Source organism: Rasiella sp. SM2506 (assembly GCF_050859505.1).
In the GTDB taxonomy this organism is placed as follows: Bacteria; Bacteroidota; Bacteroidia; order Flavobacteriales; family Flavobacteriaceae; genus Marinirhabdus.
On record NZ_CP193934.1, the window covers coordinates 2,283,084 to 2,308,284 of the forward strand.

Annotated in this window: 26 protein-coding genes; 10 read left to right on the forward strand and 16 right to left on the reverse strand. The window is 36.3% G+C overall.

Annotation, left to right across the window (positions count from 1 at the left end; genetic code table 11):
* Nucleotides 1-119 precede the first annotated feature (119 nt).
* Complete coding sequence (ychF, locus tag ACQ2HF_RS10320) at nucleotides 120-1,214, forward strand: redox-regulated ATPase YchF (RefSeq protein ID WP_432410346.1); 1,095 nt, start codon at nucleotides 120-122, stop codon at nucleotides 1,212-1,214.
* Nucleotides 1,215-1,649: 435 nt separating this feature from the next.
* Here ychF and ACQ2HF_RS10325 read toward each other — a convergent pair whose 3' ends face one another.
* Nucleotides 1,650-2,207 (reverse strand): thioredoxin family protein, encoded by a 558-nt coding sequence (locus ACQ2HF_RS10325; RefSeq protein WP_432410347.1) that lies wholly within the window; start codon nucleotides 2,205-2,207, stop codon nucleotides 1,650-1,652.
* A 154-nt stretch (nucleotides 2,208-2,361) separates the two neighbouring features.
* On the opposite strand from ACQ2HF_RS10325, the gene ACQ2HF_RS10330 reads away from it, so the two are divergent.
* Entirely contained in the window at nucleotides 2,362-2,676 is a 315-nt protein-coding gene (locus ACQ2HF_RS10330; protein WP_432410348.1) for a phosphoribosylpyrophosphate synthetase, read from the forward strand.
* Nucleotides 2,669-3,004 (forward strand): tRNA-binding protein, encoded by a 336-nt coding sequence (locus ACQ2HF_RS10335; protein ID WP_432413081.1) that lies wholly within the window; start codon nucleotides 2,669-2,671, stop codon nucleotides 3,002-3,004. The genes ACQ2HF_RS10330 and ACQ2HF_RS10335 overlap by 8 nt, the downstream gene beginning before the upstream one ends.
* 7 nt (nucleotides 3,005-3,011) lie before the next feature.
* On the opposite strand, the gene ACQ2HF_RS10340 is transcribed toward ACQ2HF_RS10335, so the two are convergent.
* The 7 genes from ACQ2HF_RS10340 to ACQ2HF_RS10370 all read right to left on the reverse strand — a co-directional run bounded on the left by ACQ2HF_RS10340 (nucleotide 3,012) and on the right by ACQ2HF_RS10370 (nucleotide 12,113).
* Nucleotides 3,012-4,190, reverse strand: a complete 1,179-nt coding sequence (locus ACQ2HF_RS10340) for an MFS transporter (RefSeq protein ID WP_432410349.1) — start codon at nucleotides 4,188-4,190, stop codon at nucleotides 3,012-3,014.
* A gap of 96 nt (nucleotides 4,191-4,286) precedes the next feature.
* On the reverse strand, nucleotides 4,287-5,171 hold the full coding sequence (locus ACQ2HF_RS10345; RefSeq protein ID WP_432410350.1) for a DUF5694 domain-containing protein: 885 nt from the start codon (nucleotides 5,169-5,171) through the stop codon (nucleotides 4,287-4,289).
* Between the two features lie 554 nt (nucleotides 5,172-5,725).
* A complete protein-coding gene (locus ACQ2HF_RS10350; protein ID WP_432410351.1) occupies nucleotides 5,726-7,594 on the reverse strand; it encodes a mechanosensitive ion channel domain-containing protein in 1,869 nt (622 codons plus the stop codon).
* Between the two features lie 96 nt (nucleotides 7,595-7,690).
* On the reverse strand, nucleotides 7,691-9,307 hold the full coding sequence (locus ACQ2HF_RS10355; protein ID WP_432410352.1) for a SulP family inorganic anion transporter: 1,617 nt from the start codon (nucleotides 9,305-9,307) through the stop codon (nucleotides 7,691-7,693).
* Between the two features lie 109 nt (nucleotides 9,308-9,416).
* The gene (locus tag ACQ2HF_RS10360) at nucleotides 9,417-10,514 is read right to left on the reverse strand and encodes a peptidylprolyl isomerase (RefSeq protein WP_432410353.1); all 1,098 of its coding nucleotides are present in this window, start codon (nucleotides 10,512-10,514) and stop codon (nucleotides 9,417-9,419) included.
* Nucleotides 10,515-10,546: 32 nt separating this feature from the next.
* On the reverse strand, nucleotides 10,547-11,098 hold the full coding sequence (gene gldI / locus ACQ2HF_RS10365; protein WP_432410354.1) for a gliding motility-associated peptidyl-prolyl isomerase GldI: 552 nt from the start codon (nucleotides 11,096-11,098) through the stop codon (nucleotides 10,547-10,549).
* Nucleotides 11,091-12,113, reverse strand: coding sequence for a DHH family phosphoesterase (locus tag ACQ2HF_RS10370; protein ID WP_432410355.1), 1,023 nt, complete (start codon nucleotides 12,111-12,113; stop codon nucleotides 11,091-11,093). Before ACQ2HF_RS10370 ends, gldI begins: the two co-directional genes overlap by 8 nt.
* A gap of 138 nt (nucleotides 12,114-12,251) precedes the next feature.
* Between ACQ2HF_RS10370 and ACQ2HF_RS10375 the strand changes: the two genes are divergently transcribed.
* A complete protein-coding gene (locus tag ACQ2HF_RS10375) occupies nucleotides 12,252-12,671 on the forward strand; it encodes a nucleoside-diphosphate kinase (protein ID WP_432410356.1) in 420 nt (139 codons plus the stop codon).
* Between the two features lie 110 nt (nucleotides 12,672-12,781).
* Here the strand turns inward: ACQ2HF_RS10375 and ACQ2HF_RS10380 are convergent, their stop codons facing one another.
* From ACQ2HF_RS10380 to recF, 3 genes are read right to left on the reverse strand one after another with little or no spacing between them, the layout of a single operon-like run.
* Entirely contained in the window at nucleotides 12,782-13,078 is a 297-nt protein-coding gene (locus ACQ2HF_RS10380; RefSeq protein WP_432410357.1) for a DUF721 domain-containing protein, read from the reverse strand.
* 47 nt (nucleotides 13,079-13,125) lie between these two features.
* Nucleotides 13,126-13,545, reverse strand: coding sequence for a lipocalin family protein (locus ACQ2HF_RS10385; protein ID WP_432410358.1), 420 nt, complete (start codon nucleotides 13,543-13,545; stop codon nucleotides 13,126-13,128).
* Nucleotides 13,546-13,575: 30 nt separating this feature from the next.
* Complete coding sequence (recF, locus tag ACQ2HF_RS10390) at nucleotides 13,576-14,655, reverse strand: DNA replication/repair protein RecF (RefSeq protein ID WP_432410359.1); 1,080 nt, start codon at nucleotides 14,653-14,655, stop codon at nucleotides 13,576-13,578.
* 139 nt (nucleotides 14,656-14,794) lie between these two features.
* Here recF and ACQ2HF_RS10395 point away from each other — a divergent pair, with 139 nt between their 5' ends.
* The 3 genes from ACQ2HF_RS10395 (at nucleotide 14,795) to ACQ2HF_RS10405 (ending at nucleotide 16,951) form a co-directional block, all read left to right on the forward strand.
* Nucleotides 14,795-15,571, forward strand: a complete 777-nt coding sequence (locus ACQ2HF_RS10395) for a tetratricopeptide repeat protein (RefSeq protein WP_432410360.1) — start codon at nucleotides 14,795-14,797, stop codon at nucleotides 15,569-15,571.
* Between the two features lie 27 nt (nucleotides 15,572-15,598).
* Complete coding sequence (ribH, locus tag ACQ2HF_RS10400) at nucleotides 15,599-16,102, forward strand: 6,7-dimethyl-8-ribityllumazine synthase (RefSeq protein WP_432410361.1); 504 nt, start codon at nucleotides 15,599-15,601, stop codon at nucleotides 16,100-16,102.
* A 93-nt stretch (nucleotides 16,103-16,195) separates the two neighbouring features.
* A complete protein-coding gene (locus ACQ2HF_RS10405) occupies nucleotides 16,196-16,951 on the forward strand; it encodes a LytR/AlgR family response regulator transcription factor (protein WP_432410362.1) in 756 nt (251 codons plus the stop codon).
* A 5-nt stretch (nucleotides 16,952-16,956) separates the two neighbouring features.
* Here ACQ2HF_RS10405 and ACQ2HF_RS10410 read toward each other — a convergent pair whose 3' ends face one another.
* Genes ACQ2HF_RS10410 through ACQ2HF_RS10420 form a run of 3 tightly spaced genes read right to left on the reverse strand, consistent with a single transcriptional unit; the run spans nucleotide 16,957 to nucleotide 20,497 of the window.
* Nucleotides 16,957-17,664 (reverse strand): hypothetical protein, encoded by a 708-nt coding sequence (locus tag ACQ2HF_RS10410; protein WP_432410363.1) that lies wholly within the window; start codon nucleotides 17,662-17,664, stop codon nucleotides 16,957-16,959.
* A 4-nt stretch (nucleotides 17,665-17,668) separates the two neighbouring features.
* The gene (locus tag ACQ2HF_RS10415) at nucleotides 17,669-19,264 is read right to left on the reverse strand and encodes a sulfatase-like hydrolase/transferase (RefSeq protein WP_432410364.1); all 1,596 of its coding nucleotides are present in this window, start codon (nucleotides 19,262-19,264) and stop codon (nucleotides 17,669-17,671) included.
* A gap of 33 nt (nucleotides 19,265-19,297) precedes the next feature.
* Nucleotides 19,298-20,497 (reverse strand): LETM1-related biofilm-associated protein, encoded by a 1,200-nt coding sequence (locus tag ACQ2HF_RS10420; protein ID WP_432410365.1) that lies wholly within the window; start codon nucleotides 20,495-20,497, stop codon nucleotides 19,298-19,300.
* A gap of 165 nt (nucleotides 20,498-20,662) precedes the next feature.
* On the opposite strand from ACQ2HF_RS10420, the gene ACQ2HF_RS10425 reads away from it, so the two are divergent.
* From ACQ2HF_RS10425 to ACQ2HF_RS10435, 3 genes are all read left to right on the forward strand, one after another.
* The gene (locus ACQ2HF_RS10425; RefSeq protein ID WP_432410366.1) at nucleotides 20,663-21,367 is read left to right on the forward strand and encodes a DUF4331 family protein; all 705 of its coding nucleotides are present in this window, start codon (nucleotides 20,663-20,665) and stop codon (nucleotides 21,365-21,367) included.
* Nucleotides 21,368-21,400: 33 nt separating this feature from the next.
* Nucleotides 21,401-22,114 (forward strand): hypothetical protein, encoded by a 714-nt coding sequence (locus ACQ2HF_RS10430; RefSeq protein WP_432410367.1) that lies wholly within the window; start codon nucleotides 21,401-21,403, stop codon nucleotides 22,112-22,114.
* Nucleotides 22,115-22,183: 69 nt separating this feature from the next.
* Nucleotides 22,184-23,476, forward strand: coding sequence for a tetratricopeptide repeat protein (locus ACQ2HF_RS10435; protein ID WP_432410368.1), 1,293 nt, complete (start codon nucleotides 22,184-22,186; stop codon nucleotides 23,474-23,476).
* Nucleotides 23,477-23,720: 244 nt separating this feature from the next.
* On the opposite strand, the gene ACQ2HF_RS10440 is transcribed toward ACQ2HF_RS10435, so the two are convergent.
* Both ACQ2HF_RS10440 and ACQ2HF_RS10445 read right to left on the reverse strand, forming a co-directional pair.
* Complete coding sequence (locus ACQ2HF_RS10440) at nucleotides 23,721-24,530, reverse strand: anti-sigma factor (protein ID WP_432410369.1); 810 nt, start codon at nucleotides 24,528-24,530, stop codon at nucleotides 23,721-23,723.
* 1 nt (nucleotide 24,531) lies between these two features.
* Nucleotides 24,532-25,071, reverse strand: coding sequence for an RNA polymerase sigma factor (locus tag ACQ2HF_RS10445; RefSeq protein ID WP_432410370.1), 540 nt, complete (start codon nucleotides 25,069-25,071; stop codon nucleotides 24,532-24,534).
* Between the last annotated feature and the right edge of the window lie 130 nt (nucleotides 25,072-25,201).

Genomic DNA, 25,201 nt, shown 5'->3' on the forward strand with positions numbered 1-25,201 from the left:
CTACTCAAAGTTTTCCTATTTTTAAGCATATCGCGTTGTAGAATATACGCATGTATCCGAACTATACCGTATATTTGCCCGCTAAAATAGCCACATTGCTATAGAAAAGAATAGAATTCATGAAAGCAGGAATCGTAGGATTGCCAAATGTAGGAAAATCCACCCTTTTTAATTGTTTGTCAAATGCCAAAGCACAGAGCGCAAACTTCCCATTTTGTACCATTGAACCCAATATAGGCGTAGTAAACGTTCCAGATAGCCGTTTAGTGAAATTGGAAGAATTAGTAAATCCAGAACGGGTTTTGCCCGCAACGGTTGAGATTGTGGATATTGCAGGCCTAGTAAAAGGGGCGAGTAAAGGAGAAGGATTAGGAAATCAGTTTTTGGGGAATATTCGTGAAACAGATGCTATTTTGCACGTACTCCGTTGTTTTGATGATGATAATATAATTCATGTAGACGGTAGTGTAGATCCTATTCGGGATAAAGAAACCATTGATATTGAATTACAATTAAAAGATCTTGATACGGTCGATAAAAAACTTGAAAAAGTAAAACGCGCTTCAAGAACAGGTAACAAAGAGGCTCAAAAGGAAGAAGTTATTCTTCTAAAAATAAAAGAAGGCTTAGAGAAAGGAATTTCTGTACGTGCTATTACGATCGCTAAAGATGATAGAGAAGAGTTTGTAAAACCATTGCAGTTTATTACAGATAAACCAGTGATGTATGTTTGTAATGTAGACGAAAATGCCGCAGCAAATGGAAATGCATACGTAGACCGTGTTAAAGAAGCCGTAGCCAACGAAAATGCCGAAGTAGTTATTCTAGCAGTAGGTACAGAAGCAGACATTACCGAATTAGAAACCTTTGAAGAACGCCAAATGTTCTTAGAAGATTTAGGCTTGCAGGAACCTGGTTCTGCGAAATTAATTCGTGGTGCTTATAATTTATTGAACTTACAGACCTACTTTACAGCAGGAGTAAAGGAAGTGCGGGCATGGACTATCCCTGTTGGTTCTACGGCTCCGCAGGCAGCCGGAGTAATTCATACCGATTTTGAAAAAGGTTTTATACGTGCCGAAGTAATAAAATATGCAGACTACGTACAATTTGGTAGTGAAGCTAAAGTAAAAGAAGCAGGAAAAATGGGTGTTGAAGGGAAAGAATACGTCGTGAAAGATGGCGATGTGATGCACTTTAGATTTAATGTGTAAATTGGGTTGTGTAGGGTAGTTGCTTAATTTAAGAGTCTATTTAGCAATTAACTCCAGTATCATAAATTCGTTAAAATTTCCGGAAATACCTGCACGGGCTATTAAGCGTATACCTATATTGCTATTTCTCTGTTTTAGAGTATACCTATCTCAATTTATTCCATTGCATCCTCCTGCGTTATTGAAACACAACGTATTTAGCTAAAAAAATCTGTTTAGTCTCAAAAATTTGGGTATCTCTCCTCTGTGGTGGGGTATGTGGCCAGTACCTATTAAAAAAAATTATTAAAACTTTCAATTACCATTGAATTTTGTTACAAAGAGTAATAACTCAATATGGTCGTATCCAAAAGGAGTATCTTCAAAATTTTACTTTATTTATAGCCGTATTTAAAGGAAATTTTATTTATTCCTAAGTGAAAAAAAATTGTAAACTTATTTTTTCCACTTAATATTACACCCCATACTCGGTTTTTGTTCTTTGCGTTGCGGATTATTATTTAGAATATTATCTATTGCTTCGCGAAGGTCTCTACCGTTTACAGGAATTCCATTGCCAGGACGGCTATTGTCTAACTGGCCTCTGTATACAAGTTTTAAATCTGCATCAAACAAATAGAAATCTGGCGTGCAGGCAGCATGATAGGCTTTTGCTATTTCTTGGGTTTCGTCAAAGAGGTAAGGGAAGGGATAGTTTTCTTTTCTTGCAACGTCCCACATATATTGCGGAGCGTCTTGGGGATAGTTTTCAGCATCATTACTGCTTATGGCTACAAAACCGAAACCAGTAACACGGTAATCGTTTGCCAAGCGTACCAACTCTTCGTTTACGTGCTTTACAAAAGGACAGTGGTTGCATATAAACATGACCACAGTACCTTTTTCACCACGAACATCCTGTAATCCAACAGGTTTATTGGTAACAGCGTCTATCAAGATAAAATCTGGAGCTTGGGTGTCCAAGGGCAACATTGTAGAAGGTGTTAAGGCCATACTTAGGTTTTTAAATTAGAAAGACGTTTCCTTACAAAGATACAATTCTGAGTGTTCTCTAAATGAGTACTTACTTTTTATAAATTATTAAACATTTTATAAAAATTTGAATGTCTGTATTAACCTATGTACCTTTAGTAAAAACTAACATAGTATGGACAAAGGATATAGTTCGCTCTCTGTAGCGATAGCACAATTGCAAAATGAAGGATATACCGAGGATTTTAATCTGGTTGAAGATGGTATAGAATCCAAGGGCTTAAAAAAACAATGGAAAGCAGGTGACTGCGAGGTGGTACGGTACTTTCGGTTTGAAGGCATGACAGATCCAGGTGATAGTTCCATTTTATATGCCCTTGAAACTACCGATGGCAGGAAAGGATTGCTGGTAGATAATTACAGTGCTGCTGGAACGTATATCTCTGAAGAAATGCGGAAAAAACTTACTATTACACATCGTGATGAATAATTTGTCTTGGCAAGATTTTGAAAAAGTAGATATGCGTGTTGGGACAATAGTAGAGGCAACCAATTTTGCAGAAGCACGAAATCCTTCTTTTAAATTGAAAATTGACTTCGGAAATCCAATCGGAGTATTAAAATCTTCTGCTCAAATTACAACCTTGTATACCCTTAAAGAACTTATAGGAAAGCAAGTAATAGCGGTAGTCAATTTTCCGAAGAAACAAATAGGGCCTTTAATGAGTGAATGTTTGGTATTGGGTGCTGTAGATGGTAAAGATGTAACTTTATTGCAGCCCAACAAAGACACTCCCAATGGGCTTAGAATTTCATAATAGTTTGTTACAAAGTATCACTTTTATTTATATTTAGTCGAAGTGAGATTAAACCGAAAACACTTCCAAGACCTAGTACAACAAACAAATATTGAGGTGCTAAAACGGTAGTTAAATAGGATACCAACTGTATACTGATTATGGAAAGAGCAAACCCAATACAATTAACTATAGTGAGCGCAGTGCCCTTGGTTGTGGGAGATGTATTTTGAGCCACCAGAGTTGAAAACATTGGAGAATCTGCTATAATCATACTACTCCAAAATAATAAAAAAGCTAAAAATATCCAGGAGTTTGCGGTGAAAAATAAAGGCGAAACCAAACAGCAAATACCAGAAACTAATAAAGCAATGGTTGCTACTTTTTTGCTTCCAAGGCTTTCAGAAAAGTATCCTGCCGCTATACAGCCCAAACTCCCAATGCCAATGATTAGAAAAGACCAGAATGGCACGTTAATCTCGGTAGTATAATTTATAGTAGTATAAGCTTCCAGTATAAATGGGACAAACACCCAAAATGCGTATAACTCCCACATATGTCCAAAATATCCGAAGGCCGCACCACGGAAATTTTTATTTTTGAAGATTTGTTGAAGGATGCTAAAATCTAGCTTTGACGCAGCTTTCCGGTAAGGACCGTTTGGCACGAGAAGCAGTAATAACAATCCGCCCAAGCTTGCTACGGTTGAAGTACTACCAATGACCCATTTCCAAGAAATTTCAGCAGAAAATGTGTTCACAAAATGTGGAAATGCAGTTCCTACTACCAAAGCTCCTACTAGGTATCCTAAAGATTTTCCTAACCCTTTTTCAAAATAATCTGCCGCTATTTTCATCCCAATAGGATAAATTCCTGCCAAAAAGAAGCCCGTCATAAACCGAATCGTCAACAAAGAAGCCAAGGTATTTCCACCCCAAAGCATTCCAAGGTTTATAGTTGCTCCAAATAGCGCACAAATAAAAAACACTTTAGACGGTGAAAACCTATCGGCTATGGTTAATAAGGCGAAAATTAATGTCCCCAAAATAAATCCAAACTGCACTGCAGAAGTTAAATACCCTAGTACTTCTATTGGTAATTGAAATGCTTCGGTAAGTTGTGCCAACACGCCATTGCCTGCAAACCATAAGGAGGTGCAACAAAACTGGGCAAAGACAATTATAGTGAGAATTCTTTTAGGTAGCATTCCATAAAAATACTTCTTAAAAACAATATGGAGCGTATTTAAAAACACTTGCTGTAAGGATATATTGTTAACTAGTATTTTAAACAGGTCTCGGTATTACAAACTATCAAACTCTACAAATTCATACTCTGGAGAACTTTCAAAGAGATTTCTTAGGATAGCGGCGTGGCCATTGCCCATAATAACCATAATTCTATCATCCGGACTTTCAGTAATACCAATGATATTTCTAAAAATACGAAGATTTCGGTTATACCACCAAATGGAGAGATGGTCTGCACCTTGATTATTTTCGGTTTTAAAATTTCCGAGTAAATAAATACCATAGCCATATTGATGAGATTCTTTGGAATTCATATATTTAAAATAATCTGTCAGCTTTATTTTTGGAATAAGCTTGTCGTCATACGCCATCCAATTCTCAAAACCTTTCCAAAGTGGCTCTTTATAATCCCAATTTACATCGCCTGTAATTTTTTTTAGGTAAATAGAATCTTTTCCATACAAATCTCCACTCAAGGAATAAGCGTTTACCTGATACAATGTGTCTAATCCTAATTCTGTAGCTGTTCTCATTGCTAATTGGTAGCGCTCATCTCGTTTATCTCTATACTTTCCTTCACCATATTCACGTAATTTTTTTGTGGCATTCCAGTTTGGGTTTGCTTCAATGGCTATTTTGGTGGGTTTAAACTTTTTGATGTAGGCTATCAATTCTGAAACTTCAGATTTTTTTGGCTCTTTAAGTACGTCTATCTGGTCTTCTGGAGTTGTTTTGTGACTATCTAAACCTGGATAGTCAAAATGAAAGGTACCTACCACCAATACTTTTGCCTTTTGTGACGGAAAGAAATCGGCTGGGGTTTTTAACGTATCTAGCACAGATCTTTGTAATGCTTCGGAAGGGGGAGTCTTTTTTTTATCATTTTCCGAACAAGAAATAAGAAGGAATAGGACTGGTAATAATAAATAATGTTTCATAGGTTGAATTGTTAGTTTTAATAAGGATGTGTCTTAGGTAGGAATGTTACACTTTAAATAAAAGGATTAGAATAAAAACATCCAAAACTTATAGTGTATAAAAGTGTTTAAATGTTAAAATATGTTAAATTACTACTTTGTAATGCATAGTACTGTAACAAAATATCGAGTTGTACGTCTATTAAGTATAACCCTTTAAAACTATTATTATGAGAACTTTAGACAGTAACACATTAACAGCAAGAGTAAGAACATCAAAATCATACGCTTGGAACAACAAAAGACGCTACAGATAAGCTGTAGCAAAACATCAATCTATCAAAAAACGGAATGTCATGAAAAAATTATCAAATTCCTTGCGGGTTGCAGGACTGCAATCACAAAGACGTCGAATGTGTTATTTTGTTGAAGAAGCATTTCAACATTCACTGGGAGACCCCCTCTTACGTAAGTTAGACTGCAAATTGCGGTAAGTAGTAAGCATCAATCAAAAACGAGAAAGCTGAATTTCCTTCATCAAGAAATTCAGCTTTTTTTTATTCAAATACAAAATATTACTCTTTTTGCCGTTTTACATTAAAACTAGGCGCTTTATAGTCTTTCGGCAAATAATTTTCTGGAATGGTACTCATATTACCATCTCTAGCTGCGCGGTAGTGCGGAGATAGTATTTCAATTCCCTGCTCATTACACACATCTTGAATATTTTGGTGCAAATTGCTGTAAATAGTAGCTTGCTTGTTGGCTTCTTGAATATATGCATTGATTTGATACGCTACGTAAAAATCTTCTAAACTTGTTTGTAATACAAAGGGCTCAGGAGCTTCCATGACTAGATTGGTTCTTTTGGCAGCCTCAATTAAGGCGGCGTGCATCTTCTTCCACGGAATGTCATACCCAATAGTGACAGTAGTGTGAATAATCAATCCTTTTTCTGGCGCATCACTGCTGTAATTTATGGTATGGCTACTCATAACAGTACTGTTAGGAATAGATATAATCTCATTTTTTGGGGTACGTACACGGGTTACAAGGGATGATTTCTCAATTACATCGCCAAATACTTCCCCAATTTTTACACGATCCCCAATTTTGAATAAACGCATATACGTTAACACCAATCCAGCAATAATGTTAGAGAGCGATCCCGCCGAACCAAAAGTGAACAGGAACCCTAAGAATACCGAAATCCCTTGAAATACAGGCGAATCGCTGCCAGGAATGTAGTTCCAAATAGAGACAATCATAAAGGCATATACGAGCACTCTAACAATTTGAAAGGTAGGTCCCGCCCAATCTGGAAAAAAGCCGTTTATCTTTAAATTACCATTCGCAATTTCGTCCCGTAAAAATTTTATTCCTTTAAGCACATATCTAAACACAATCACAATTACAATGATGGCAATTAAATTAGGCAAGTAGTTCCAAATGCTTGAAAGAATAGATTTTACTGGGTTTAGCACATACCCAAATAGGGTGTCTGCAAAGTTTCGTGTCCAAGGAAAAATCTTAAAAAGCGTAGGTAATGCTATATAAATGGAAGCAACGATAGCAAACCATTTCACCACTTTATTAATGAGCAATACGGCCGAAACCTCCCGCTTTGCATCAAATAAAGTATAGTCCTTAATTTTAATTCCTTTTAAACGTTTTCCTTCTTGATCTTCTATTTTTTTAGCGGTCCAACGAAAGAATTTTGAAATGTATTTTATTAAAAACCAAATTACAACCAATACCAAAAGTGCAAGACCAATTCTGGCAAGAATATTCCAAATATTTGTCTCGGCATTGTAGCTCGTTACGGCATCTCCTATTTTGGTTTGGTATGTTTTGGCAAGTTCAAATTGGGAGGTATCTGCCCAAAGCGCATCATTTTGCGAAATGCTTATAATAGTCTTCTCGCGATACACTACATCAAAAGTTGTCTCTGACTCAATAATCTGAAGAGAATCTGTTGTAAAACCAGCGTTATCGGGTAATTTTTTAACTCGTCTGCTAATAGCATCTGCACGTTCTCCAGCCGAAAAACTTCCTAATTTGGTATGAACCAGAAATAGGGTGTCATTAAAAAAACCTAGAACCGGATAGCCTTTCGTAGATTTTCGTAAAGATGCAATTTGTTCTTTCTTTTGGTTTAACAAGGCATCTTCTTGAACATTTAGCGTGTTTAATTTTTGCTGAAGTTCAGTTCGTTTTGTGGCATCATCAGACTTTAACGCAGATATTTGTTGCTGAAGATCGGCTTTCCGAAGCGAATCTATGAGTCTTTGTTTTTCAAGATCTGCTAATTTTTTCTGAAAATTATTTTGTAGTATTTCTACTGAATCTACAGCTTTTACTACAGTAGAATCGGTTTGGGCAATACTCATTGATACTGCAAATAACACAGTAAAAATCAATAGTATACGAGCCGTTTTTATCATTTAGTTTGTTTTAAAAGGAAACGAATGTACTATAATTAAAGATACGTACTTTAGAATAAATAATAAATAAAACACAAAAATTGCTATGGTAAATACCTATACTTCAGCATCCATCATGTCTGTAACTACGTGGTAACGAGGGTCGTCAATAGCATCTTGTATGATGGTGTTAAATTCTGGATTCCATTTTATAAGCATTTCTTTACAGTCTGGACTTAAGTGTGTTAAGGTTACTTTTTTGCCGGCATCTAAGTACTTATTGGCAATGTTGCGCAATGCTTCCACACCAGAATGGTCTGAAACTTTAGATTCAATAAAGTCTATTTCAATCGCCTCTGGATCTCCGGAAACATCAAATTTATTATTGAATGCTGTAGTAGAGCCAAAAAAGAGCGGTCCCCAGATTTCATAAACTTTGGTTCCATCATCTTTTATGCGTTTACGCGCTCTAATTCTGGTAGCACTTTTCCACGCAAAAGATAGGGCACTCATAATTACACCTGCTATTACGGCAATTGCTAAATCCTGCCAAACCGTAATGGCAGAAACTGCAATGAGTACAATAGCATCGGTTACGGGAATTTTATGTAAAATACGAAAACTACTCCAGGCAAACGTACCTATCACTACCATAAACATTACCCCAACCAAAGCAGCAATGGGTATTTGTTCGATTAATGGTGCACCAAACAATACAAAGCAGAGTAGTGCCACAGCAGCAACAGCTCCCGATAATCTTCCGCGACCTCCAGAGTTTATGTTGATAATACTTTGTCCAATCATGGCACACCCCCCCATACCTCCAAAGAGTCCGTTTAAGATGTTCGCACCCCCTTGTGCAACGCACTCACGATTTCCACTCCCACGGGTTTCAGTCATTTCGTCAATGAGGTTTAACGTCATTAAGCTTTCAATTAAACCAACAGCGGCGAGAATCATAGCTGTAGAAAATATAAGTCCCCAATGATCCCCTATGGTATAAAATAACGTAAATATTTGATCTTGAAATGTAGGTAAACCCCCTTGAAGTCCGTCACCACCACCGTCTTTTATAAAAGAACCAACCGTGCTAACGTCTATTTTTCCGAAGATAACAATGGCTGCTACTACTACAATCGCTATTAAAGCAGCGGGTATTTTTTTGGTAAGTTTTGGTAAGCCATACATAATTGCCATAGTTAACGCTACCAAACCGAGCATTAACCAGAGATTAGTACCTTGTAGCCAAGTCATTTCGCCACCTACATTTTCTTTAAATAATCCTAATTGAGATAAAAATATTACAATAGCCAACCCATTTACAAATCCCATCATTACAGGGTGGGGAATAAGCCTTACAAATTTTCCTAACCTAAGAACACCTGCCAAAATTTGAATCCCTCCCACAAACAGTAAGGTAATGAACAACCATTGAAGACCAAGATTTTCAATGGGAGTTGCTAAAGCTTCACCCACTTCATTTCCTTTAGCGATTAAATGGACCATTACAACCGCCATAGCACCTGTAGCTCCGGAGATCATCCCGGGACGCCCGCCAAACAGCGCGGTAATAATTCCCATCATAAACGCTCCGTACAATCCTACTAACGGATCTATACCTGCCACAAAAGCAAATGCAACGGCTTCTGGTACCAATGCCAAAGCCACAGTAAGCCCTGAAAGGATATCATTTTTCGGATTTTGAGTAAAATTCTTAATGGTTTTCTGCCACATAGTTTTGCGCTTAAAAAAGCGGCAAATATACTTTTAAATAGTGTAGTATTGTGCCACTTATATATAAAAAAAGCCCCGGTATCGGGGCTTTCAATTTTTGTATTTCTTTTTAGTTAGCAGGTCCTACAAGCTCTACCTCAAATATAAGATCTGCATTGGCAGGAATTCTTGGTGGATTACCACGCTCACCATAGGCCAAATGAGAAGGGATGTACAAAATGGCTTTTTCGCCAACTGTCATTGTTAACAATCCTTCTTTAAAGCCAGGGATAAGTCTAGCTTCAGTGCTATATACAGGATCCATAGGTTGGTATGGATTTCTTGCGTCTAAGGCATTATATTTTTCGGCTACATCTTTGTACGTAGTGAAAAAAAGTTGACCATTAGAGAAATATCCAGCACAGTTTACAAGAACTTTAGCCCCAGTTTCTGGTTTTATTCCATTTCCTTCTTGGATAACTAGAATTTCAAGACCGGAATCTAATTTTGTAGCTTCTGCTCTTTTTGTTGCGTACATAACAGCAGTTTCGGTAGCTATTTTTTCAACAGCTTCAGCTTTTGCAAGTACTTCTGCTTCTAATGCTTCTAACTCCTTCGAGAATTCTGCTATCTTTTGATTGCCCTTGTTAATAATATTTACTTCTTGAATCACAACATCATCTACCGGCTTGTCGCCAGGCTTGATGGTGGGAACTAATCCAATAGAATCTACCACTTCTTGTCCCATAACAATTTCTCCAAAAACAGTATGTCTAGTGTCTAACCAAGGCGTTGCCTTCAGCGTAACAAAAAACTGACTTCCATTAGCGTCTGCTCCTGGATTAGCCATAGATAAAACTCCTTTTCCTTTATGCGTTAATGAATCTACAATTTCATCTGGAAAAATATATCCAGGACCACCTGTTCCATTGCCCAATGGGTCCCCACCTTGAATCATAAAGTCCTTCATAACACGGTGAAATACAAGACCATTGTAATATTTTTTGCCTTTATAGGCAGAATCCACCATTTTACTTTTTCCTTCTGCCAATTCTACAAAGCTGGCCACAGTAAGTGGGGTAGCTTCGTTGTATAATTTAGCTACAAAAGTACCTTTGCTAGTAATAAATTCGGCATATAAGCCATCTCCTAAGTCTGGATATTTATCTTCACAAGCCGTCATGGCTACTGTCAAGATTACAAGTGCTAAAAGCGATAATTTTTTCATTTGATTTTGTAATTAATTTTAAACGTTTGTTATTAATTTTCTTCTGAAGTTTCAATAGATCGAAGCGTAATGGTGCTTTGTATTGGTACATTCGCTCCCAATTTTTCTTGTATTCCGTAGTATCCAAAAGCTTTATACGAAGGAAATAAGAAGGTAACAGTTTCACCTTCTTTCATTATTTTAATTCCTTCTCTAATTCCAGAGATAAGGTCTTGATTGCTTTGATCTACTTGGTATTTTTGAAGGCCATTTTCAACTTCTGAAACTATGGTGGTTCCGTCTAGGTCTTTTACATCGTAGGTGAAGGTTACTAGGTCTCCAAATTTCGGCATTAGTGTACTTACCGTATCTTTTACATTATAAAAGTACCAGAATCCATTTGGGTTAGACTCAAATTCGGTAGTCTTATTTTGAGAAATAATTTTAGTTATAACTGCCTCTTCTTTCTTGTACAATTTTTTGTTACGCTCTGCACTTTCTTTTATAAAACTTCCAGAGCTACGCTGTTCAGGTCTTCTGGCTTCCGGGCTTTTACAAGCCACTACAAAGAGAAGAAATAGTATAAAATATAAAAAATTACGCATTGGCATTCAGGGCATTTTTATAGTTTGGCAAGATACTAATAAATTCAGAAATGGTGTCATCAAGATTTTTATCGCTTTTACCACCTGCTGCATTTGTATGACCGCCGCCGTTATAGTGTGCTCTTGCAAATTCGTTTACTGAAAAAGAGCCTTTACTTCGGAAAGAGATTTTCACGATATTATCTTGTTTACTTTCAATGAAAATTACAGCAAAATTTATTCCTATTACTGAAAGCGAATAATTTACAAATCCTTCGGTATCCCCTTTTTTGAAATTGTTGTCGTCCAATTCTTTTTGCGTAAGGGTAATAAAAGCAGTGTTGTATTCTGGAAGAATTGTCATATTATTTAATGCAATTCCTAGTAGTTTTAACCTCTCTGGTGTATTTGTGTCGTAAATATTGTTGTGTATTTCAGAACCATTTGCCCCGGCTTCTAGTAACTGTGCAATCACACGGTGCGTAGTTGGAGAGGTAGATGAAAACCTGAAACTACCCGTATCTGTCATAATGCCTGTGTACAAATTGGTGGCGATTTCAGCAGAAAGCACATCCAATCTTCCTAAGGCATCCATAAAATGATATACCATTTCGGAGGTTGAACTCATCGTTACATCACTATAGGTAGCCACGGCATAGTCTGAGGGAGCCTGGTGGTGATCTATCATTACAAATTTGGCGTCGCATGTTTCCAAAACAGTTCCTAAATCTCCCACTCTAGTTAGTGCGTTAAAATCTAGAGTAAAAACAATAGCTGCTTCGTCGAAAAGTAGTTGGCATTTTTCTGGTTCTTTCTCATAAATACAGATGGTTTCATTGCCAGGCATCCATTTAAGAAAAGTTGGATAATCATTTGGCATGACAACCTCTGCTTGATGACCCAACGATTGTAAGAAAAAATAGAGTCCCATACAAGAGCCTATGGCGTCTCCATCTGGGTTTTTATGCCCAACAATTACTACTTTTTTAGGAGTGGATAATAAGGTTTCAACTTGCTGTGTAATTTCTTTATTCATAGGAGTGCGAAGATACAATTATTCAGTCTTATGGACGAAATTCTCTTTTGTACAATTTTACATTATTACGTTAACAATCGCTAATTGCTTGCAGTTGTGTTTTAAATACCTACTTTTGCACCAAATTTTAAAAAAGTTATGAGAACAGATAGAACATTTACAATGTTAAAGCCTGATAGTGTTGAAAAAGGACACATTGGTGCTATTTTAGAAAAAATAAATGCAAGCGGCTTCCGCATTGTTGCAATGAAGTTAACGCAGATGACAACAGCAGATGCTCAGGAATTTTACGCAGTTCACAGCGAACGTCCATTTTATGGTGAGTTGGTAGAGTATATGACGCGTGGTCCTATTGTGGCTGCTATCTTAGAGAAAAACAACGCAGTGGAAGATTTCCGTACGTTAATAGGAGCTACCAATCCAGCCGATGCTGCTGAAGGTACCATCCGTAAATTATATGCTGCTTCTATTGGAGAAAATGCTGTACACGGAAGTGATAGCGATGAGAACGCAGCTATTGAAGGTGCTTTCCATTTTTCTGGACGTGAAATGTTCTAAGAAAATTCTATAGAAATTATATTTATTGCCCTTCTGCATTTGTTTGTGGGAGGGTTTTTTAGTGGTGAGAGGTGAGAAAAACTAAGTAACCCATTCACCAATTAACTACCCTATTTCAATACCAACTTCTTCACCAATTCTTTGCCCACTTCTTCGTTGAGCAGTTTCATGATTTTTTCTTTTCCATAGCTCAATTCCTCTCGCAATACTGAAGAGCTTAAACTTACAAAAAGTGTTTCTCTTTCTAATACGAGACCCGTGGTGTATTTTGATATCGCCTCACCCAATACAGTGTGCCAGGCTTCTTTTATAGTTACCTTGTCCAGCCCCTTTTCGAGTTTGTTGGAGGAGATAAAGTTTTTTAAAACATCGCCTATGGTACTTTCTTCTGCGTTTCTTTTGGCCATATTTTTAGTTGAGAGTTTAGGTATTATTGGAAGGATGTGGTTGATTTCTACTGAAAATTGAACGTGGCGAATTTTTTGTAAAAATACGTTTTTCCGTCAGGATTTAAAACTACTAAGCTGCTGTCTTTTGCTTTTAAAACAGTTTCTTTCCAGGAATCGAAAGGAGTAGTATAATATAATCGTAAGCTGTCGTCTTCAATTTTAATCTCGAAGGTTTCTGCATCATTACTGGTAAGAAAAGTTCCGTCCAACTTGGGTTGTACTTTTTTTCGAATGCCAGTCTTGCCATTAATTTCCATAAAATCTATGGTAGTGCTTATGGTGAACTCTTTTTCGGTTCCGTCTTCAAGGATTGCTTTTTCTATGCTCCAATAGCCATCCAGGTATTGAATTTGCTCATTCGCATCTTGCTTCGCACAAGAACTGATTATGGTTAATATGATTGCTATAGGTATGTATTTGTTCATCTTTTTTATTTTTTACTCACTACTCACCATTCACAACGAAAACATTTTATAGGTCTGGCTCACCTCTTTTACAATCTGCTCCGTTCGTTCGGCGTGGGTATCGCTTATAAAAAGTTGTCCAAAGTGTTCATCGTCTACGAGAGAGATAAGTTGTGCGACGCGTTCTTCATCCAGTTTATCAAAAATATCATCCAGCAAAAGAATAGGAGTGACGCCACTTTGCTCTTTTATAAAATCGAATTGCGCCAATTTCAATGCTATAAGATACGATTTTTGTTGCCCCTGCGAGCCAAATTTCTTCACAGGATACTTATCCAGATTAAACTTTAAATCGTCTTTATGAATCCCAAAATTGGTGTATTGTGTGAGTTTGTCTTTACTTCGGTTTTCTTGCAGAAGTTGTACTAGTGGTGCCTCTTTTAGCTGGCTTTTATATTTCAACCCAACAGTTTCAGTTCCATTGCTAATAGATTGGTAGCGTTTTAAAAAGATAGGAGCAAAGGCATTTACAAAACTGGTTCGTTTTTCAAAAATGGGCATTGCCAACTCGTGCAATTGTAAATCGTAAATTTCTAATTGTTGCGCATTAAACGTATTGTTAGCGGCAAAATATTTCAACAACGCATTACGCTGTGCCAACACTTTATTGTAATTTATGAGCGTATGTAGATACTTGGAATCACCTTGCGAAATCACCCCATCCATAAATTTTCTCCGCGTATCGCTGCCTTCAATAATTAAGTCACGATCTGCGGGTGAAATAATTACTAAAGGGAGAAAACCAATGTGTTCGCTGAACTTGTCATAGGTTTTTCCATTGCGTTTAATATGTTTTTTCTGACCATTTTTGGCGCTAATGATGATTTTTTCGGATCTCTCATTCTTGTCATAATTGCCTTCTATTACGAAAAAATCTGTGCCGTGTTTCATGTTTTGGCTCGTAATAGGGTTGAAGTAACTTTTTCCGAAGGAAAGATGGTAAATCGCATCCAAAACATTGGTCTTTCCAACGCCATTTTTACCCACGAAACAATTTATTTTAGGATCGAATTGAAAATTATGAGCTTCAAAATTTTTATAGTTGATTAATGAAACTGAAGTTAAAATCATAAAAATGAAATGGTTGCGTGTATTTGTTGAAAGAATTGTATGGTAGTTATCGAGCTTGCAAATTATTGAAAAATAAGAACTTTTTTCGCATTTAAATTGTAATAAAAATTTTATTTTTGCCCGTTAGTAAACCAAAATTATGGCTACATATAAAAAGAGAGGTTATAAACAACCTAAACCGAAGAACGAAACAGATCAAGACGGAGTTTTTGACGGCGATAGTACAACAGCTGAAGTATTTAATACTTTAGATGAAGGTGCCAACAAAACCGAAGCTTGGGTAGAGAAAAACCAAAAAGGAATTTTAATAGTAGTAGGTATTATTGCCGTTGCTGTTTTAGGATATCTTGGTTTTCAGCAGTGGGTTCAAGGTCCAAAAGAAGCTGAGGCTATGAATGAGATGTTCCAGGCACAGCAGTATTTTGAGCAAGCATTGGGGAATGAAACGGTAAGTGATTCTCTATACGATCTTTCATTAAACGGTGGTAGAGGAAAATATGGTTTCTTAGAAATTATTGACAACTACGGAAGTACAAAAGCAGGAAATCTTGCAGAATACTATGCAGGTATGGCATACTTAAGTACTGGTAAATACCAAGAAGCAATTAATCATTTGGATAACTTTAGCAGTGAAGACGAAATGTTGGCTCCTTTAGCAAAAGGTGCTATTGGTGATGCATTTGCACAGTTGAATCAAAATGAGGAAGCATTAAAGTATTACGAAGCAGCAGCAACAGTTCGCACGAATGAAGTAACTTCACCACGTTTTTTACTAAAAGCTGGTATTGTTGCTATGAATCTTGGTAAAACAGATGCTGCTCTTAAGCATTTTGAAACTTTAAACAAGCAATATCCAAAATCTACAGAAGCTAAAACTTCAATTCCTTACAAAGGAAAGGTAGAGGCAATGCAATAAAAATTCTCGCTACGGTGAGCAATTAATATGGCTACTCAAAATAACAACTTATCGGCATACGATAAAACAACTATCCCAAGCGCGAAAGATTTTCGGTTTGGGATTGTTGTTTCAGAATGGAATGAAAAAATTACGCAAGGGATGTTCCAGGGTGCTTTTGATGCTATTCTGGATTGTGGCGGCCAAAAGGAAAATATTGTACGATGGAATGTTCCAGGAAGTTTTGAGCTTATTTACGGTGCAAAAAAAATGTCGCAGAGTTTTGATATGCTGGATGCCATTATAGTAATTGGTAACGTAATTCAGGGTGAGACTAAACATTTCGATTACGTATGTGAAGGGGTTGCTCAAGGTATCAAAGACCTGAATGTCCTAGGTGATATTCCCGTAATTTTCTGTGTACTTACCGATAACAATATGCAACAATCCATCGACAGAAGTGGTGGGAAACACGGCAACAAAGGAACCGAAGCTGCCATAGCCGCTATTAAAATGGCGCAACTCCGCAAGGACGCCAAATTCTACAAATAATATTTTTTTCACTACAATTTAAATTTTGGTACCCTTTGCATTTGCATGGAGGTAGTTCTCTTTAGTATCTTTCCATTATTAATTGAGATTCCCATGAAGGTTTTAATAATTGAAGATGAAAAACCCGCAGCACGCAGGTTAAATCGTATGCTAGAGCATCTGGATGTAGGAGTAGATCAAATGCTTCATAGTGTAGATGAAGCCATCCAGTGGTTTAAGAATAATGAGCATCCAGATCTTATCTTTTTGGATATTCAATTAAGCGATGGACTTTCTTTTGAAATTTTTGACGAAGTAGAGATACAAAGCTCCATTATTTTCACCACTGCTTATGATGAATATGCGCTTCAGGCCTTTAAACTGAATAGTATAGACTATATCCTAAAACCTATAGATGAAGAGGAACTAGCAACAGCCGTAAAAAAGTACAAAATGCGACAACCAAAGACGCAACATGTACAGTTCAATTTTGACGATATTAAAAAACTTCTTACCAATCCTGTTGAAAGAGAATACAAAAAACGGTTTACCACAAAAATTGGACAGCATATTAAAATGATTTCAGTGGACGAGATAGAGTGCTTTTATTCTGAAAATAAAGGAACCTATGCCCATACGGTAGACGGCAGGGATTATTTGCTAGACACCACGCTAGAGCAATTGGAAGATGAACTGGAGCCACAAACATTTTTCAGAATAAGCCGAAAATACTACATAAATATTAACGCTATAAAAGATATTATTAGCTATACCAACAGTCGTCTACAATTAAAACTGAACAGTTATAAAGCGCAGGAAGTGATTGTAGCAAGAGAGCGTGTGCGCGATTTTAAATTATGGCTGGAATAATTTTCCTAAAATGGATGGTAACTTGTTAAGACTAAAGCTACCGTATTATCTTTAAGTATCTCTCTTACCAAAGTATAATCACCAATTTTGGAATGTCGAATACACCAGAAATATTTTTTAGTTTCTGGGAAGTATTTTTTGAGGACTTTATAATCGAAATGTTCGGTAGAAAGACCTAATTCGGGGTTTGTTTCCAGTATTCTCTTAATTTTTTCTATTTCTGAATCTAAAGCTGTTCGATTCAGTTTGTTCAGATTTTGTTTTAAATAGTAACTTGTATGATACCCTTCAGCAGTAAAGAGACTTAATTTCTCAGGGAATCTTGTTTCAATTAAAATCTTTTGTTTTGGGTAGTCATGTAAGATGCTGTTCAGCTTTTGAAAGATTAATTCGGCAGTATTTTCATCCAGATTTTTAATATCCAACCACATAAAAGGTTGCTTATTTTCCAGAGCAGCAACATAGGTGCTAAATGAAAGCTCGATGGATGGCGCGGGCGGGTGGTGAACATCCAGAATATTGGTTTCGGGAACGTACACCAAATCTAGTTCTATAGCTTCAAAGTGGGTGAGACTGCTTTCCAGTTTCTCCAAGGTATTAACGCGGTGCGCACCTATCTTGTTGTAATATCCTAGAAATTCGATTTTCTTAGGACTGTGTTTGTACAACCAAAATAGTAGTATCCCTACTAAAAGAGATCCTAATGTTACCATTAATCTACCTTTTGTCATAATCCAGAGAGTCTTTAATTATTCTTTTCCGTTGTACAAAAGTACTGTCCAGTACATTTTTAGAAGCATCAAATCCTTTAAAAGTTATAGTGCTTAGAGAGGCGAAGGTATGTGGGAAATCTATAAGACTGTATTTTCTGTTCCCTATATCTTTAGGAATGGAGCCCTTTTCGTTTATATATTTTTCTGAAAACCAAAAAAGCAGGGGAACTTCAAACATAGGGCGTGTTCCATGATATTCGTTATGCCCTAGAAAGTCCATAGTGTCATAAACTTCGTCCCCGTGATCTGAAAAATAAGCTAAATAACTATATCCGTCTTGCCTTCGTAACTGTTCAATTAACGCTCTAATTACATAGTCGTTATACAGCATTGCATTGTCATACCTATTCGTTTGAATTATCGCTTTTTCGTGCTGAAATTTTAAATCTTTAGAAGGAGTCTGAAATTTTTCAAACATTTTAGGGTATCTTTTCTCATAGCGCAAATGAGTGCCAATGAGATGCACAAAAATAACTTTTTTTGATGCGCTCTTATCTTTTAAAATTTCAGCTAGAACAGGCAGTAATGCCCCATCATAAATATCATAATTATAATCGTCTGTTGCCATAAAGCGCTTATGGGTAGCGGCACTTCCTATGATTGTTGGGATACTTTCGTACAATCCTACTGGTTTTTGATTAGAGAGCCAATACGTAGTAAATCCCGCCATATTTGCCAATTGTATAATAGATCCATTGGGTGACGGAGCTTTGTTCTCCTGGTTGGACAGGGTAAGTATTTTTTCAAGTGCGGTTATGGTGTGTACGTGAGGGGTTATGACACTATCCATGACTACAAGTTCCTCTTTTATTTCGGTTAGTTTTGGGTTGGTTTCCCTGCCATAACCGTATAATTGCATATGCCATCTTGAGGTAGACTCTCCAATAACAACAACGTAGGTTTGAGGGATGTCTTTACTTTCAATTTTAGTAAAGGCTTTGCTGGTAGGAATGGCTAGTGCATCTTTAAGCTGTTTTTTTGCTGTGAGATAATCGTCCCATGTGGTGAGGGTCGCATATGGAATATTTTCAGTTTTAAATTTTTTATGTATTGCAAAAACGCATCCTAATGCAGCTAATAGTAAGAATAGTTTATATAGAAAGGCTCTTTTTAAAGGTTTTTCCTGAAATTTATTTTTTCTGAATAAGCCCTTCAGTAAGAAAAATATAGGCCATAGCAGTAGTATGAGAAGCAAATAGGTAGTGCCGTTAAAATAATTAGAAAGATAGTCTGATGCCTCTCCGCTATTGGTTTCAAAAATAACATACAAGGCTGAGCTACTTATAGGAACGCCGTACTGATTATAAAAGCTAAGTTTTACAAATGCAAAAAATGCAAGGAATACGTATCCTAAGACCTTTACAAGTGAGTATATTCTCCAGTCTTTAAAAAAGACGGATAGAATCGAAATACTCAAAGACATAATCCCAAATGCTACTAGCTCTTGTACAAAAGTATTGGAGGGAATGATGAAATAACCAGCACACACCACTACAACGAAAGGAAGCCAAAGCCAAAGATGGTTTTTTGGGATGTTCATATTCTTTAAACCGTTTTTAAAGTAGGATACTTTCTATTTTTTGGAATCTATCCGATTTTCGTCAAATGCCGAAGGTAACAATTGCGGGATTAATTTTACCAATAATGGTAATAATAAGGTGCCTCCAGGTAACAAAAAGATAGTGAGCGACGGAACTGTTTTACAAATATCCAGCAATTGTGCTTTTACTTTTTTCTTTTCCGAAGAAGAGAGTGAACGGGTGGTAGATTTTCCCAAAAGCACAAGTAACTCGCCACTTTCTTCCAACTCTAAAAGCAATCTGTTTTTATTTCTAAGAATAAGTGTTTTTACAGTTTGGGTTGCCTGTTTGTAAAATTGATTTACTGGATGGGCATGGTCAAAAAGACTTAACTTACTTTTATTGGTATTGGTTAGTTGGATTATATTCTGTATAGCATTACTTAATGATTCTTCGGGCAACTGTAATTGGTGTATGAGTTGGTATAAAAACTCTTGTTCGCTGGCTTCCATAGTATGGTCATCCCAAACGGCTAGACAGCATATGTCCAGAATGTATAGTTTTTCGTTTTGGTTTAAAGAAAGTGTTTGTAAATAACTTAAAGGTTTGTCGTTCCCATTAGGAAGTGTATATAAAGTGGCATCCTCAAAAAGTTCTAGGAGCAAACGATCGTATTTGTTTTTATTTTTTTTGGCTTGCAATGCCAGGAAGCAACAATGCATTACTAATTTTTCGAAATTAGCAATATATTTTTTTGAAAGAATACTCGTATCCAAAAATTTTGAAAAGGCCAATACATCTATATATAGGAAGGCATGGGTAAGCAGAGATGCAAAATCTCTTTTAAATAAATTGTTGGACTCTTGAATACGTACGGTCATAATACGTTCCAGTTTGGAAGCATCACTTTTATACCGTGAAAACTGAATAAAAAAACCTTTACGTTCTTTTTCAATAGCTTTATAAAACGAGATTATGGTTTTGTATATTTCATCTGGGGTGGCTTCTTTTTTTTCAACTAAATATAACAACGTGAGGTTGTGTAACAAATTTACTTTGGTGGTTTCTTCACGGGTAAGTTGGAGTCTGTTTTTTGGCGTTACAAATAATAAAGTAGTTGAAACTCCAAATATAAATCCATTTTTTTGGAGTGTACAATACGGAACTGCTTCAAAATTATTTGCTTCACTATTAGTAGCTTGCTTTAATAGGGTTAAGTATTTTGGAATCCATCCACTAGCTGAGGGGTTCATGAGTTTTGTTTAAGAGTGTTTTAATTTTAGTTAACATAAAATTAACTGGCTTAGGAAAACCGTTGACGTAATTTAGGCGTAAATAAGGATGAAAGTACACAATGGTAGTACACTAACCAAATATAACTTTCAAAAAAACTATTAATAATAACTAAATTTTTTAAAATGAAAAAAACGAAACTTTTTGCCGCTATTGGTGGATTGGGAGTAGCAATACTTGCCGTATTTCTAATCGCAGCAGATCACGTAGACGCTCCGGATGTAACTGGACAAACAACAGACATTGCAGATTTGTATGCCTTTGAAGGAGACAATCCAAACAACACTGTATTAATTGCTACACTTCAAGGACCATTAACTCCTGGGGATGTAACTAATACAGCTATGTTTGATGAAACAGTACTTATTGAATTCAATATTGATAACACAGGTGATTTTGTGGAGGATTTAGTTATTCAAGCAGTTCGCCGTGGAGACTCAATGTATTTCTTTGGACCATCTGCTCCAGGCCAAACAGGTCTTAATAGCCAGATTGAAACTACAGCTCCTATGAGTAGTGTAAAAATTTCAACAACAGATGAAACAATAACTGCTTCAAACAATGGTATGTCATTTTTTGCAGGACCAAGAAGAGATTATTTCTTTTTCGACTTTGAGCGTTTTAATGCAGTAACATCTGGTGCGGTAGCACCTGAAGGGTTTAACTCGCCAGGTACAGATTTCTTTGAAGACTTAAATGTTTTAGCCATAAGCGTTGAGGTTCCAAATAGTTTATTAGGTACAGCGCCTCCACATGTTGGTGCAGCTGTAGGATTACAAGGTTTACCTCCTGCTTACAATGTATGGGTATCTGCAAAGAGAAAACAATAATAAATAGCTAACGATAAAATTTAAGATAGAGATATGAAAACAATATATAAATCAATTTTTATAGCCGCATTGGCTGTAACGACAACACTCACATTTGTGCAGTGTGCAGACGACGACGACAATGGGAATGCCCTTAACGAACCAACTTGTGATGATGGTATCATGAATGCTGATGAAGAAGGCGTTGATTGTGGTGGTGTTTTTTGTGAGCCTTGCGCGGTAGTGCTAGACTTCTCAGGAACCTATGCTCAAGAAGATATTATGGGACGTCCGGGTATTAACACCGTTTTTGGTGGATCTGATCCTGTGAAAAATAACTTTAATACTAGTATTGTAAGTGGAAGAGCATCTTTCCAGCCTATATTTGAGGCAACTATGGAAAATTATTTCGATGTTTATGCAGTCGCTCTTGGAGCAGATCCTGCAAACGTAAATTACGAGACTAATATCTTAGGTTTGGATGCTCCAACGTTTACAACAGTATTAGCTCAATTTGATGCTTTACAAGTTGCACCTAATGGAGAAACAACGTATTTTAATCCTGCTTCAGGAGCAGCTTTAACAGGACGTAACCTTTCAGATGATGTTATCGATATTTCATTGATTTTAATCTTTGGAGGTGGTGATATAAACAATTTGAACTTTAGTGATCCAGCTACTGGTCCACTATTAACTACAGATGGTGTAGGTGCTGGAGACCGTGATTTTACTTTAGGTTTTCCATATATGTCTACTGTAAATCAGTAATCAACATTTAATTAATTTGAAAAGAGCAATATGTCCTATTGCTCTTTTCTTATATATACTTTTTTTAAAATGAAACTATACCACTACCTATATATCAGTACGGCTATATTAATAGCTTCTTGTGCAAAAACTGAAGATAAAGTTGTACAGGTTAGCAGTCCGGCAGATTATGAAGCTTCTTTAAGCACAGCTACCACAAAAAATTACACAAACGCAGTTGCCGAAAGAGATTTTTGGTCCAACAAAATGTCCGATGACACAACAGGAGTTGGCAGTTTAGGGTCACTAGCAGCTGCTTATTCAAGCATATTTGCTATTACTGGAAATTCCAATAATTTATACAGAGCAGAGAAACTCTATAAAAAAGGAATTATAAATTCTGCTCATAATAAAGACGGTTTTACACGCAGTCTTGCACATAATTATATTTCCCAACACCGTTTCAAAGAAGCAAAAGAAATTTTAGAGGAAAGTTATAACGGTATCTCTAATAAAAAAGCTACAGAATTTGTATTGTTCGATGTGTATATGGAATTAGGGCAGTATGAAGATGCTTATAAAATGTTGGAGCTCATAAAGAATAATTCAGATTACAACTACCTTATACGTGTTGCAAAATGGAGTGATTACAAGGGTGATCTGGATAGTGCCATCCGTTATTTAGAACAAGCGCGTGAAATTGCAGATGCTCGTAAGAGCAAGTCCCTTCAGATATGGACGTATACTAATTTGGGTGATTATTATGGACACGCAGGACGTATCCAGGATGCATACACAGAATACCTTAAGACATTACGTTTAGACCCTGAAAATGCATATGCCAAAAAAGGAATAGCTTGGATAGTATATTCCGCAGAAAAAAATACAGCAGCAGCTAACAAAATACTGGACAGTATTATGGTACATCATAACGTACCAGATTATTATTTGTTAAAAGCCGAAATGGCCGAATACGAAAATAATGAAGCAGAAAGTAAAAAATATACTAATCAATTTTTAAATGCAGTTCAACAAGGAAATTATGGGGCTCAGTATAATGATTATTTAATTGAAGTGTACGCAGATAAAAATCCAATAAAATCGCTTGAGATGGCTGAAGCTGAAGTAGGAAACCGTGCTACACCAGAAAGTTATCATTTACTAGCACTGGCACAACTTAAAAATAATAAGGAGCAAGCAGCTCTGCAAACTATAAAAGATCACGTTGAGGGTAAAACATCAGAACCTATGGCATTGTATCACAGCGCACTCGTTTATAAAGCCAACAACGACAAAGAGAAGGTAAAAATGCTTAAAAGTGAATTGTTGGAAGCTGAATTTGAGGTAGGCCCAGTTTTATTTAAAAAAATACAAAAACTTTAAAACCAAGGATGTAAAACCTTCGTATGTATTGTACAATGGTTGGTTATTCACTGTAATAATCAATAGCCGGAATTTACCGGTTTTTTCAGAGTTTTTTTGTTAGTTAGCACCCTTTTAGTCGGGGGTGCTTTTTTTTACATTGAATTTCAAAAAGAATATAAAAAAGTGTCCGTTACATTTTAACGAACACTTTTCATTTTTTATTAAAATAAAATTCAAGAGGTTTCTTAGAATAAGAAATATTTTAAGGTAGCGTAACAGTTCCTAATACGTATAATTGGCTAAGGGTAGGGGTTTCACTTCCTCCTTCCGGCTCTAATGTAATTCCGAAGCCTTCGGCAACAGGGAATTTTTCAAATTTGTATAGGTTCGATTGTACGGCGCTTAATTCCTGTAAAAGTCCCATACTCGTAGGAGTAAGAGGCTCCATAATTAAAGACCACACTTGGTACACTTTACCTTTAGGAGGTGCAGGAAGACCTTGGGCATCAATGTATGCGATACCTTCTTCAGCATTATAGAAAACCTTAGCAGAGGCTTCTGGCGCCACAGCTTCGTTTCCTGGAAGAATAAAAGTATTAAACGAATCACTTCTTAATACGGCTACGACATTTTCAGTTTCTAAAAGCTCTTTTTCAGTAGTTTGTAGTTGGTCTTCAAGTTCAGCATTTTCTGTAGTCGTAAAATCTACTTTTTGTTCTAAAGTGCTTTTTTGATTCATGGCCCATACAAGACCGCCTAATAATAAAATGGCTGCTGCCCAACCGCTTACGCTAGCCCAGTTAAACGATTTTTCTTCTGTGCCAATAGTAGGAGTGTCAACATTTGTAGCAGGGCGTATCGCATTTAAGATAAACGTCCAAATTACAGAGGCCAAAGGAGGAGAAACATTTTCTGCCAGCGTGATAAGTGAGGCTTCTATAATTTCAATTTCTTTTTTAAGATTGGGGAATTTATGTAGGGCAGCTTCAACTTCGTGGATCTCATTTTCAGATAAAGATCCACAAACATAAAGCTCCAAAATTCCAGATGCTATAATTTCTTCTTCGTTCATATTATTGTGGGCCAATTACTAGCCATCTTAAATCACGTAGGCAGTTACGGTTTCTTGTTTTAAGTGTGCCTAGTGGAATTTCTAATTCTTCCGAGGCGTCTTTTTGGGTGTATCCCTTAAAAAATAGTAATTCAATGATATTAATACACATTGGTTTTAATTTATCAACAAATTTTTTAATACCAATGGCATTGGTAGTACTATTTAGATTGTCATAAGACGTCAAAATATCTACGAAATTTGTTGTGGTAAGGTTTTTTTTCGAATTCTTAAAACTTTTAGATCGTGTTTTGTCTATCGCTGTATTACGCGCTATATTAAGTATCCAGGTAAAAAAACGTCCTTTTTTAACATCGTAAGCTTCAGAATTATCCCAAATTTTTATAAAGGTATCTTGTAGTACTTCTTCAGCTACTGTTTCTTCTAATACAATACTGTATATGATGCCGTGGATGGCTTCAGAATACATAGTATATAATCTTTCAAACGCTTTCTCATTTTTTTGTTGCATTTGAAGGATTAATAAATCCGGTTGTTCCATGTAGTTTTTTTCTTTTTGTGCTACTAAGGTAGTAAAACCTTTTTCAAATTCCCTTTCAAGTTTGAAAATTTAATTAAATTCAACTATTAAGCCATATAGCTGAGGAAGTGTTAAATATTTTCACTTTATA

Coding starts and splice junctions, on each gene's coding strand:
- ychF (WP_432410346.1), top strand. CDS start 120: ATGAAAGCAGGAATCGTAGGATTGCCAAATGTAGGAAAATCCACCCTT.
- ACQ2HF_RS10325 (WP_432410347.1), bottom strand. CDS start 2,207: ATGGCCTTAACACCTTCTACAATGTTGCCCTTGGACACCCAAGCTCCA.
- ACQ2HF_RS10330 (WP_432410348.1), top strand. CDS start 2,362: ATGGACAAAGGATATAGTTCGCTCTCTGTAGCGATAGCACAATTGCAA.
- ACQ2HF_RS10335 (WP_432413081.1), top strand. CDS start 2,669: ATGAATAATTTGTCTTGGCAAGATTTTGAAAAAGTAGATATGCGTGTT.
- ACQ2HF_RS10340 (WP_432410349.1), bottom strand. CDS start 4,190: ATGCTACCTAAAAGAATTCTCACTATAATTGTCTTTGCCCAGTTTTGT.
- ACQ2HF_RS10345 (WP_432410350.1), bottom strand. CDS start 5,171: ATGAAACATTATTTATTATTACCAGTCCTATTCCTTCTTATTTCTTGT.
- ACQ2HF_RS10350 (WP_432410351.1), bottom strand. CDS start 7,594: ATGATAAAAACGGCTCGTATACTATTGATTTTTACTGTGTTATTTGCA.
- ACQ2HF_RS10355 (WP_432410352.1), bottom strand. CDS start 9,307: ATGTGGCAGAAAACCATTAAGAATTTTACTCAAAATCCGAAAAATGAT.
- ACQ2HF_RS10360 (WP_432410353.1), bottom strand. CDS start 10,514: ATGAAAAAATTATCGCTTTTAGCACTTGTAATCTTGACAGTAGCCATG.
- gldI (WP_432410354.1), bottom strand. CDS start 11,098: ATGCGTAATTTTTTATATTTTATACTATTTCTTCTCTTTGTAGTGGCT.
- ACQ2HF_RS10370 (WP_432410355.1), bottom strand. CDS start 12,113: ATGAATAAAGAAATTACACAGCAAGTTGAAACCTTATTATCCACTCCT.
- ACQ2HF_RS10375 (WP_432410356.1), top strand. CDS start 12,252: ATGAGAACAGATAGAACATTTACAATGTTAAAGCCTGATAGTGTTGAA.
- ACQ2HF_RS10380 (WP_432410357.1), bottom strand. CDS start 13,078: ATGGCCAAAAGAAACGCAGAAGAAAGTACCATAGGCGATGTTTTAAAA.
- ACQ2HF_RS10385 (WP_432410358.1), bottom strand. CDS start 13,545: ATGAACAAATACATACCTATAGCAATCATATTAACCATAATCAGTTCT.
- recF (WP_432410359.1), bottom strand. CDS start 14,655: ATGATTTTAACTTCAGTTTCATTAATCAACTATAAAAATTTTGAAGCT.
- ACQ2HF_RS10395 (WP_432410360.1), top strand. CDS start 14,795: ATGGCTACATATAAAAAGAGAGGTTATAAACAACCTAAACCGAAGAAC.
- ribH (WP_432410361.1), top strand. CDS start 15,599: ATGGCTACTCAAAATAACAACTTATCGGCATACGATAAAACAACTATC.
- ACQ2HF_RS10405 (WP_432410362.1), top strand. CDS start 16,196: ATGAAGGTTTTAATAATTGAAGATGAAAAACCCGCAGCACGCAGGTTA.
- ACQ2HF_RS10410 (WP_432410363.1), bottom strand. CDS start 17,664: ATGGTAACATTAGGATCTCTTTTAGTAGGGATACTACTATTTTGGTTG.
- ACQ2HF_RS10415 (WP_432410364.1), bottom strand. CDS start 19,264: ATGAACATCCCAAAAAACCATCTTTGGCTTTGGCTTCCTTTCGTTGTA.
- ACQ2HF_RS10420 (WP_432410365.1), bottom strand. CDS start 20,497: ATGAACCCCTCAGCTAGTGGATGGATTCCAAAATACTTAACCCTATTA.
- ACQ2HF_RS10425 (WP_432410366.1), top strand. CDS start 20,663: ATGAAAAAAACGAAACTTTTTGCCGCTATTGGTGGATTGGGAGTAGCA.
- ACQ2HF_RS10430 (WP_432410367.1), top strand. CDS start 21,401: ATGAAAACAATATATAAATCAATTTTTATAGCCGCATTGGCTGTAACG.
- ACQ2HF_RS10435 (WP_432410368.1), top strand. CDS start 22,184: ATGAAACTATACCACTACCTATATATCAGTACGGCTATATTAATAGCT.
- ACQ2HF_RS10440 (WP_432410369.1), bottom strand. CDS start 24,530: ATGAACGAAGAAGAAATTATAGCATCTGGAATTTTGGAGCTTTATGTT.
- ACQ2HF_RS10445 (WP_432410370.1), bottom strand. CDS start 25,071: ATGGAACAACCGGATTTATTAATCCTTCAAATGCAACAAAAAAATGAG.